The sequence below is a fragment of the Streptomyces adustus genome, assembly GCF_009377175.1.
In the GTDB taxonomy this organism is placed as follows: Bacteria; Actinomycetota; Actinomycetes; order Streptomycetales; family Streptomycetaceae; genus Streptomyces; species Streptomyces adustus.
This window is the reverse complement of sequence record NZ_VJZD01000114.1, coordinates 21,068-28,307: the sequence shown is the minus strand read 5'-3', so window position 1 is coordinate 28,307 and position 7,240 is coordinate 21,068. Positions and strand designations below refer to the sequence as shown.

Below are 7,240 nucleotides of genomic sequence, written 5' to 3'. Positions count from 1 at the left end.
CCCCTCCCCCGACCGGAGACACCCCCACCATGAGACGACTCATCGGCACCCTCGCGGCCGCCGCGCTCGCCCTCACCGGCCTGGTCACCGCCGGTTCGGCGCCCGCGGCGGCGGCCGGCACCGGCACCTTCAACGTCCTCACCTACAACGTCGCGGGCCTTCCGGAAGGGCTGAGCTCCGGCCATCCGGCGACCAACACCCCGCTGATATCGCCGCGGCTGGGCGCGTACGACATCGTGAACGTCCAGGAGGACTTCAACTACCACGCGGCGCTGTACGCGGGCGACGACCACGCCTACCGCACCGCGACCAGCGGCGGGGCCGGGATAGGCGACGGCCTCAACACGCTCTCGGACTACCCCTTCGAGGACTTCCAGCGGGTCAGGTGGAACGACTGCACCGGCACCAACTGCCTGACTCCGAAGGGCTTCACGCTCGCCAGGGTCCGGCTCGCCGAGGGTGTGTTCGTCGACCTCTACAACGTCCACACCAACGCGGACGACACCGACGACGCGCTGGCCGCCCGACGCGCCAACATCACCCAGCTGTCCGCCTTCATCCAGGCGAACTCCGCGGGCAACGCGGTGATCGTGATGGGCGACACGAACACCCGGTACACCCGCGGCGGCGACAACATCCGCACGCTGGCCGACGACAACGGCCTGACGGACGCGTGGGTGAAGCTGGTCAAGGGCGGCACGCGGCCGACGCAGGGCGCGGACGCGCTGCTGTGCCCGACCACGGCGCCGACCGACGACTGCGAGGTGGTGGACAAGATCCTCTACCGGGGCGGCAGGCTGGTGACCCTCGACGCGACCCGCTACCACGACGAGTGGGCGAAGTTCCTCGACTCGGCGGGCGGCAACCTCTCCGACCACTTCCCGCACACGGTCGACTTCTCGTACACCCTGAACTCCGCGCTGAGGGCCAGTGACTTCTTCGGCGGCACGGGCGGCACGGCCTTCAACGACGCCGACGACCTGCCGGCCGCGCTCGCCCCGCGCACGCTGACCCTGCGCGGCGGCGCCCGGCTGGACGCGGTGACGCTGACGCACGACGGCGGCGCCACGCTGGCCCACGGCGGCACCGGCGGCACGGCGGTCTCCCTGACCCTGGCGTCCGGCGAGCACCTCACCTCCGTCTCGCTGACGGAGGGTCAGAAGAGCGGTCAGACGAGGATCTTCTCGGCCGCCTTCGGCACGGACAAGGGCCGCGCCCTGACGGCCGGTACGGCGACGTCCGACACGAAGACGTTCACGGCGCCGTCCGGCTGGCAGATCGTCGGCTTCACCGGCCGCTCGGGCGACGAGATCGACAAACTGGGCGTGGTGTACGCGCCGATCGGCTGACCGGCGGCCGCACGCGCACTGCCTACACTGGGCTGCACCCTGGAGGCTCCGGGTTGCAGCCCAGTGATACGGAGGCAGTACCCCATGGCCCGTGCCGGCCTCACGACCGAACGGGTCGTCGCAGCCGCCGCCGACCTCGCCGACGAGGCCGGTTTCGAGAACGTCACCGTGTCGGCGCTGGCCCGGCACTTCGGGGTGAAGGACGCGAGCCTGTACTCGCACATCAGGAGCCTCCAGGACCTGCGGACCCGGCTCGCGCTGGCCGCGGGCGGCGAGCTGATCGACCGGATCGCGGCGGCCGTCGCCGGACGCGAGGGCAAGGACGCCCTGACGGCCTTCGCGGGCGCCTACCGCGAGTACGCGCTGGCCCACCCGGGCCGGTACGCCGCCACCCAGAGCCGCGTCGACCCGTCCGTCGTGGCCGGCTCCCCCGCCCTGCTGCGCACCGCCGAGATCACCTACGGCATGCTCCGCGCCTACGGCCTCGACGAACCCGACCTCACCGACGCCGTACGGTTGCTGCGCAGCACCTTCCACGGCTACTGCGCCCTGGAGGCCGGCGGCGGCTTCGGCGCCCCTCGTGACGTACAGAAGTCCTGGGACCGGGCCGTCGACGCCCTGCACGTGGCACTGGAACACTGGCCGCACGACGAGGGCACCCGTCCGACGGGGACGCCTCGGGCCTAGGACCTGTCCGGCGGATCAGGCCGCGCGCTCCGCCGCACTGCGCTCCACGCAGAACTCGTTGCCCTCCGGGTCGGCCAGTACCGCCCATCCCGTGCCGTCCTCCTTGCGGCGGTCGTCGACCAGCCGGGCGCCCAGCGCGAGCAGCCGCTCGACCTCCTCGTCACGGGTGCGGTCCTGCGGCTGGAGGTCGAAGTGGACGCGGTTCTTGGCCGCCTTGGCCTCCGGCACGGTCACGAACAGCAGGCCCGCGCCCTCGATCAGCGCCTCCGGGTCCCCGGGGTGGTCGTCGTCGTGCAGGGGCTGGTCGAGAACCTTGGACCAGAAGCTGCCGAGGGCGTAGGCGTCGGCGCAGTCGACGGTCACATGACGGATCACGGAAGACATACGAGGATTCTCGTGCCCACCCGGGACCGGGGCAACGGAGTAACGGAGTAACGGGACAAGGACGTTCACTCCCGCACGTGGACCTCCACCCCGTGCCCGTCGAGCCGGGCCCGCAGCCGGGGCCCCTGACGCCAGTCGACGGCCAACTCCCCTGTCGCGTCGGCCCGTACGGACACCAGTCGCTCCAGCGGTCCGGGGTCCGGCGCACCGGTCAGCCGGGCCAGCGCCACGAAGAGCGTGTCCCCGTCGCCGGTGACCCCCACGAGCCCGGCACCGTCCCCCGGCCCCCCGGAGCCCGCCGGGTCCACGGCCTGCGCCGGGTCCACGAGGCCGACGGCGGGCAGCAGTTCGGCACTGATCCCGTCCGGCGCCGCCCACCCGGTCACCCGGACCGGGGTACCGGGAACCGCGCCCGTCACCAGATGGGCGCGCACCTCCGCGGCGCCGTGGGCGAGCACCAGGCTCGTCACCCGGACCCCGGAGGCGGTGGTGTGCCGCGAGGCCGCCCAGCCGTCGCCCACGCCCAGCGGCTCGATCCCGGTGCGGCCCGGATCGTCGCCGACGATCACGCTGTTGTCGTACGACGTCGCGGGCGCCGTCACCGTCGAGTAGGCGAGGCGCGTGTAGTACGGGTCGTAGCGCACGTCCTCGCTGCCGTGGTTGTGCAGCCGCACCAGGCCGTCCGAACGGGTCGACTGGAGAAGCCAGTTGGGGGCGTCGATCGAGGTGAGCGCGTCGGCGCGCTCGGCCGGGCCGGGCTCCTCGGGCGCCGTCCACACCGGGTGGTCCGGTGGGAGGAGCAGTCCGAGGAAGCCCTTGCTCGCCCAGTACGGGGACGCCGGTCCCGAGTAGCCCTGGAGGACGGACTCGTCGGGGCCGTGCCAGCCGAGTGTGAGCAGCCCGCGTCCGTCGACCGCGCCCCGGTCGAGGAAGTACCTCAGCGCGCCCGAGGCGAGCCTGCGGGTCTCGCCCGGGGTCAGCGGCGTACGCCCGGTGAGGGCGCCCAGCCACAGCGGTGCGGCCGTCGCGAAGCGGTAGGTCAGCGACCGGCCCTGGCGCAGCGGTGCGCCGTCCGCGCCGAACAGGCGGGCGTAGTCGCCGAGATGGCGTTCGAGGCGGCCGCCGTACAGGTCGAGCAGGCGGGGGTCGTCCGCCAGCCAGGCGTGCAGCACCGGGTAGAGGTGCATCGCCCAGCCGTTGTAGTAGTCGAACTTGCGCCCGTCGCCGTCGGTGTACCAGCCGCCGCCGACGTACCAGTCCTCGATGCGCGCCAGCCCGTGGTCGACCGCCTTGCGGGCGGCGTCCGGCTCGTGGCCGATCTCCTGGAGGAAGCCGCCGACCGTCACCGGGAACAACTCCCAGTTGCAGGGCCAGGGTTCGGCGGTAAGTGCGTCGGCCAGCCATTCGGCGGCCCGCCCGCGCGCGGTGTCGTCGAGACGGTCCCACAGCAGTGGCCGGGTCAGTCGCAGGGCGAGCGCGATCGACGCGGCCTCGACGAGCGGCTGGCCGCGGTCCTCGATCCGGGGCCAGACCCCCGCGACCCCGGCGGCGAGGCCCTCGGCGTAGCGGCCGAGGGCGGTCTCGTCCCGGCGGAAGGCGGCCAGCAGCAGCGTACGGGCGTACCCCTCCAGACCGTCGGAGAGGCGGCCGGACCAGCTCTGACGAGGGCCGGGCAGGTGGTAGAGGGCGCGGTCCCCGGTGGCGTACGGCTCGACCGCGGCGAGCAGGGCGTCGGCGGCCGCCTCCCAGTGGGCGCGGGTGCAGCCGGTGGTGGGGCTGAGCGTGTGGTCGGGCGGGGGCAGCCGCATCGGCGTTCTCTCTCCTTCCGGCGGGACCTGGGACGCCCCGGTTCCGGTCGGGACGCCCCAGGCGTTCATCGGGTACTCGCAGCTCCGGGCAGCTCCTATCCCACCCGCACCCTGCCCTGCGACACCAGATGCTGTGCGCGCAGTTCGTCGCGGACCAGGCCCGCGTACACCGTGGCGCCGTAGACGGAGGTGTGGGTGTTGTCGCGTTTCTCGTTGTAGAGGTACAGCGCCTTGGAACCCTCGACGCCCAGGGACTCCACCAGTGCCTTCGTCCTCGCCGTGAGGTCGATCAGCGGTACGTCCTCGGCGGCGGCGACCTCGCGGATCACCGCCGGGTGGTTCACGCCGAGGCCGTTGACCAGAAGGGCGATGTCGTTGTCGAGGGTGCCGTCGGCGTTGAACCAACGCCGGACGATCGGCGTGACCAGGACGGGCCGCCCGCCCTTCTCCCGGACACCCGCGACCAGCGCCTCCAGGTTGGCCCGGTAGGTCGCCTCGTCGGTGGTCTTGTCGTTGTGGGCGAGCTGGACCAGGACCAGGTCGCCGGGGCGGATCAGCGGCTGGACGGTGGCCCACAGTTGCGGGTTCTCCAGATAGGTGACCGTACTCTCCCCGGAGTCCGCGTAGTTGGCGACGGAGACGCCCGTGCGGAGGTACTGCGGGAGCTGCTGGCCCCAGCCGGTGTAGGGCTCGGCCGGTTGGTCGCAGACGGTGGAGTCGCCGACCAGGAGGATCTGGCGGGGGTGGCGGGCCGGGACGACCCGGATGCCGGCCAGCGCGGGCGCCGTGCCGCCGATCGTCAGGTCGAGGCCTGCGCTGCCGTCGGGGCCGGTGGGCTCGCCCTCGGGGGTGCGGACGTTCACCGTGAAGCCGCGGACGGTCCGGGCACCGGGCGCCGCCGCCGTCTCCGGGAGGAGGGCGCGCCGGGTCTCGCCGCCGACGCTCGTGCTCGACGCGCTGTCGCCGCCGAGCAGCACCGTCACGTCGTACGTGCCGGGCGGGACGTCGAAGTGGCAGGCGGTGGCGGTGCAGTGGTCGAGGCCGAGCGGTCGTGGCCCGGCGTGCGCCTGGGCGGGTACGGCGGGCAGGGCGGCGGTCAGTGTCATCGCCGCCAGCACGGCGAGCTCGAAACGTCTCACTTGCGGCTCCTCCGTCAGGGGACAAGGCCTGGCGGCTGGACGGTACCGCTACCGGCAAGCGCTTTCTAGTCCATGGCGAAATTTTGCACGGCCGCCAACCTACGGACAGTGAAAGCCCTTTCGCGAAGGCGATTCAACTGTCACTCTGCCAACCGCACCCGCACCCCCACACCTCCCGGAGGAGGCACCCCCATGTCCGGATCACCGAACGGATCCTTAGGACGCCGTACCTTCGTGCTCGGCACCGCGGCCGCCGCCGGCTCGGCCGCCCTCGCCGGACCGCTCGCCGGCACCGCCTCGGCGGCGGGCTTCGGCTGGAGCGACGACGGCTCCAACTACGTCGTCGACACCGGCGCCAGTCTGGTCTTCAAGGTCAGCAAGACCAACGGCGACCTGACCTCGCTGGTCTACAAGGGCACCGAGTACCAGGGCTACGGCGGCAAGAACTCGCACGTGGAGTCCGGCCTCGGCACCTCCACGGTCGGCATCGCCCAGTCCGGCACCACGATCCTGATCTCGGTCACGTACGGCACGCTGAAGCACTACTACGCGGCCCGCAGCGGCGAGAACAACGTCTACGTGTGGACCAACAAGGCCGACTCGTCCGTCACGGCCACCCGCTACATCGTCCGCGTCAAGGCCGGCCTGTTCCTCAACGACGAGCCGGACTCCTACACCTACGCGCCCACCGTCATCGAGTCGGCGGACGTCTTCGCGAAGTCCGACGGCCAGACCCGCGCCAAGCACTACTCCAAACTGCGGGTGATGGACTACAGCTACATCGGCTGGACCACCGGCAGCGTGGGTCTGTGGATCGTGCGCAGCAACCACGAGAAGGCCTCCGGCGGCCCCTTCTACCGCTCGTTGCTGCGCCACCAGAGCACCGACGGCGGCGGCCTGTACGAGATCCTGTACTACGGCGAGAACCAGACCGAGTCCGAGCGCTTCGGCCTCCAGGGCCCGTACGTCATCGCCTTCACGGACGGCGGCGCCCCCTCCTCGTCGCTCTACCCCGGCACCCTGACCACCTCGTGGGCGGACTCGCTGGGCATCTCCGGATACGTCTCCGCGAGTGGCCGGGGCCGGGTCGCGGGCGTCGGCATCACCGGGCGCAACACCGCCTACGCGTACACCGTGGGCCTGGCCGGCTCGGCTGCCCAGTACTGGGGTTCGGCCCGTTCGTCGGACGGGTACTTCTCGATCGCCGGGGTGCTGCCGGGGTCGTACACCCTGACCGTCTTCAAGGGCGAACTCGCCGTGTACACCACCTCGGTGACGGTGACGGCGGGCGGCACGACCACCCTGAACACGATCGCGATCCCGTCCTCGAACGATCCGTCCAACGCGAGCGCGATCTGGCGGATCGGCGACTGGACCGGCTCGCCGAGCGGCTTCAAGAACGCGGACCTGATGACGTACGCGCATCCGTCCGACGTCCGGGCCGCCGCCTGGACCGGGAACGTGGTGATCGGCAGCGGCACGGAGACGTCGGCCTTCCCCTGCTATCTGTGGAAGGACGTCAACAGCGGGATCATCGTGTACTTCAAGCTGACCGCCGCCCAGGCCGCCGCCGCGCACACCCTGCGCATCGGCGTGACGACGGCCTACGCCAACGGCCGGCCGCAGGTCGTCGTCAACGACACCTGGACCTCCGCCGTTCCCTCGCCGCCCACCCAGCCGAGCACCCGTTCACTGACCGTGGGCTCCTACCGGGGCAACAACTACACGTTCACCTACAGCGTCCCGGCGTCCGCCTGGCTGACGGACACCAGCGCCTACAACACGCTGAGGATCTACGTGGCGAGCGGCTCGGGGACGACGTCCTATCTCAGCGCGGGCACCTCGGTCGACGCGATCGACCTGCTCGCCTGAC

6 protein-coding genes are annotated in these 7,240 nt (G+C 71.8%); 3 read left to right on the top strand and 3 right to left on the bottom strand.

Annotated features, from left to right (window positions below):
- Window positions 1–29: 29 nt before the first annotated feature.
- Together FNH09_RS25560 and FNH09_RS25555 are read left to right on the top strand one after the other, a co-directional pair.
- On the top strand, window positions 30–1,349 hold the full coding sequence (locus tag FNH09_RS25560; RefSeq protein ID WP_152891965.1) for a jacalin-like lectin: 1,320 nt from the start codon (window positions 30–32) through the stop codon (window positions 1,347–1,349).
- A gap of 84 nt (window positions 1,350–1,433) precedes the next feature.
- On the top strand, window positions 1,434–2,036 hold the full coding sequence (locus FNH09_RS25555) for a TetR/AcrR family transcriptional regulator (protein ID WP_152891963.1): 603 nt from the start codon (window positions 1,434–1,436) through the stop codon (window positions 2,034–2,036).
- Window positions 2,037–2,051: 15 nt separating this feature from the next.
- On the opposite strand, the gene FNH09_RS25550 is transcribed toward FNH09_RS25555, so the two are convergent.
- The 3 genes from FNH09_RS25550 to FNH09_RS25540 all read right to left on the bottom strand — a co-directional run bounded on the left by FNH09_RS25550 (window position 2,052) and on the right by FNH09_RS25540 (window position 5,367).
- Window positions 2,052–2,420, bottom strand: a complete 369-nt coding sequence (locus FNH09_RS25550; RefSeq protein ID WP_152891960.1) for a VOC family protein — start codon at window positions 2,418–2,420, stop codon at window positions 2,052–2,054.
- Window positions 2,421–2,485: 65 nt separating this feature from the next.
- The gene (locus tag FNH09_RS25545) at window positions 2,486–4,228 is read right to left on the bottom strand and encodes a DUF2264 domain-containing protein (protein WP_152891958.1); all 1,743 of its coding nucleotides are present in this window, start codon (window positions 4,226–4,228) and stop codon (window positions 2,486–2,488) included.
- 95 nt (window positions 4,229–4,323) lie between these two features.
- On the bottom strand, window positions 4,324–5,367 hold the full coding sequence (locus FNH09_RS25540) for a GDSL-type esterase/lipase family protein (protein ID WP_162469081.1): 1,044 nt from the start codon (window positions 5,365–5,367) through the stop codon (window positions 4,324–4,326).
- Between the two features lie 192 nt (window positions 5,368–5,559).
- On the opposite strand from FNH09_RS25540, the gene FNH09_RS25535 reads away from it, so the two are divergent.
- The gene (locus FNH09_RS25535; protein ID WP_152891956.1) at window positions 5,560–7,239 is read left to right on the top strand and encodes a rhamnogalacturonan lyase B N-terminal domain-containing protein; all 1,680 of its coding nucleotides are present in this window, start codon (window positions 5,560–5,562) and stop codon (window positions 7,237–7,239) included.
- Window position 7,240 lies beyond the last annotated feature (1 nt).